Source organism: Caballeronia terrestris (genome assembly GCF_001544515.1).
Classification (GTDB): Bacteria; Pseudomonadota; Gammaproteobacteria; order Burkholderiales; family Burkholderiaceae; genus Caballeronia; species Caballeronia terrestris.
The window spans coordinates 1-1,843 of the sequence record NZ_FCOL02000333.1 but is presented as its reverse complement, the minus strand read 5'-3'; the positions used below and the strand labels follow the sequence as shown (position 1 = coordinate 1,843).

At 67.8% G+C, this 1,843-nt stretch carries 4 protein-coding genes; 2 read left to right on the top strand and 2 right to left on the bottom strand.

The features are described 5' to 3' along the window. Both AWB67_RS37160 and AWB67_RS37155 read left to right on the top strand, forming a co-directional pair. The coding region (locus AWB67_RS37160; RefSeq protein ID WP_087660781.1) for a DUF2950 domain-containing protein at positions 1-772 on the top strand (772 nt) is incomplete at its 5' end. Further along, entirely contained in the window at positions 769-1,107 is a 339-nt protein-coding gene (locus AWB67_RS37155) for a hypothetical protein (protein WP_087660780.1), read from the top strand. The genes AWB67_RS37160 and AWB67_RS37155, both read left to right, overlap by 4 nt. A 290-nt stretch (positions 1,108-1,397) precedes the next feature. On the opposite strand, the gene AWB67_RS43700 is transcribed toward AWB67_RS37155, so the two are convergent. Both AWB67_RS43700 and AWB67_RS43695 read right to left on the bottom strand, forming a co-directional pair. Then, the gene (locus tag AWB67_RS43700; RefSeq protein ID WP_374729892.1) at positions 1,398-1,529 is read right to left on the bottom strand and encodes a hypothetical protein; all 132 of its coding nucleotides are present in this window, start codon (positions 1,527-1,529) and stop codon (positions 1,398-1,400) included. Further along, a partial coding sequence (locus AWB67_RS43695) for a hypothetical protein (RefSeq protein WP_374729891.1) occupies positions 1,496-1,843 on the bottom strand: 348 nt, incomplete at its 5' end. The genes AWB67_RS43700 and AWB67_RS43695, both read right to left, overlap by 34 nt.

Here is a 1,843-nt window from a genome sequence, read left to right as displayed (position 1 = left end):
CGGCAATGCCGTCAAGAATAACGATGAGGCCACGCTGAAAGCCCTGCTGGGCGCCGACTTTCGCAAACTCATCCCGCCTGTCGGTGCCGAGATCCGGACCCGCTTCCTGACGGCCTGGGACACGTCGCACCAGCTCAAACGGAGGGACAGCGGACTCGTCGATATCGCCGTGGGCGACGACGGCTGGACGTTGCCCATCCCGCTCGTGAAGTCGGCGAAGGGATGGCATTTCGACGTGCGCGCCGGCACCGAGGAAATGTGCTTGCGCCGCATCGGACGCAACGAGCTTGCCGTCATCCAGACTATGCTGGCGGTCTACGATGCACAGCGCGAGTACGCCGCGACGGACCACGACGGTAGCGGTGTACTCGCCTACGCGACGAAGCTGTCGAGTTCGCCTGGCAAGCGCAACGGCCTGTACTGGCCGACTGGCCCCGACGACAAGCCGAGCCCGCTCGGGCCTGCCTTCCTAACCGCGGGCACGCGCAATGCTGCACAGCCAGGCTACTACGGATACCACTACAGGCTGCTCACTTCGCAAGGCCGTCATGCGCCGGGCGGTGCGTACGACTATATCGTGCGCGGCAAGCTGTTCGGCGGCTTTGCTGTGGTCGCCTGGCCCGCCCGCTACGGCGATACCGGCATCGAGAGCTTCATCGTCAGTCACGACGGACAGGTCTACGAACGCGATCTCGGGCCCGAGAGCGCAAAGAAAGCGGCAGCGATGACGTCGTTCGACCCCGGCCCTCACTGGACGAAGGTGTCGCCTTGAAGCGCCTTCTATGCGCTGCGTGCGGTGCAGTCATCGCGCTGTCAGGGTGCCCCTACTATGCCGTGCCGCCCGGCACCGTGGTGATGACGCCCGCCAGCTACGACCGCTCGTTCTCCGCGGCGGCGGGCGCGCTGCGCGACGAAGGACTGGCCATCACAGTCCAGGACCCGGGAAGCGGCCGCGTCGTCGGGACGTCGAGCACCGCCACGGTGACGGCGAGCGTGCGCCAGCAGGTCGATGGCAGCGTGCAGGTGCGGTTCGACTCGAGCGACTCACGCGATCCGGCCTTGCTCGACCGCATCTCGCGCAGCTACGACCGTCGCATGGGCCGGTAAGCGGGAGCCCTAACGGCCGGCGTCGCGCGTGAGCCCCTTCCGCAGAGCGAGGCGTGCGCCGGACAAGCCCGCCCTATGATCGGGTTCATCACCCTGCCCGTGCAGGAAGCCCCCTGACACCCGATCCGATTGCGCCGCACAAGCGACGTCGGTCCCCTTGGGCCGGCCGGCCAGCGACTTGCAGGGCATCGAGTGTCGGAGCGAGAGTATCAACCCGCCCGCGTCTGCGAGGAACGCGTGCAAAGCCACCCCGTCGATGGCTCCGCGAAAGAGTCGGTCAGCATCATTCATCACTCGACGTGCGCCACATGCTCGCGACGATGCGCGCGCTGACCCAAGGCGCCCGCGCACTCGCCTACGTCGCGGCGGTGCACTTGCGCTTCGCGCATCACCCAGCCGATGCCGACCCGCGCGCGCGGCATGCCACCGTCTCCGAATACCTCGTGCCCGTCATCAAGGGCTGGAGCGCTGGAATGTCGACCGACGCCGCGAGCCGCGGCGAGCAGGTGCAGACGGCATGCACTTCGTCGAGGAGACGGGCGCCGCGCCGCACCACCGCGACGCGCCCATCCTGGCAGTCTAGGAAGGCACGACCGCGGTCAAGGCCAGCGACCTGATCGGGCGCGAAGCGGTGCGCGATGGCGGCGGAGCCGACCGCGTCATCCATTCGCAGATCGACGAGACGCTCGCCGCGCTCGAGCAGCATGACGGCGCCGCCTTCGATGCGATGTATCGG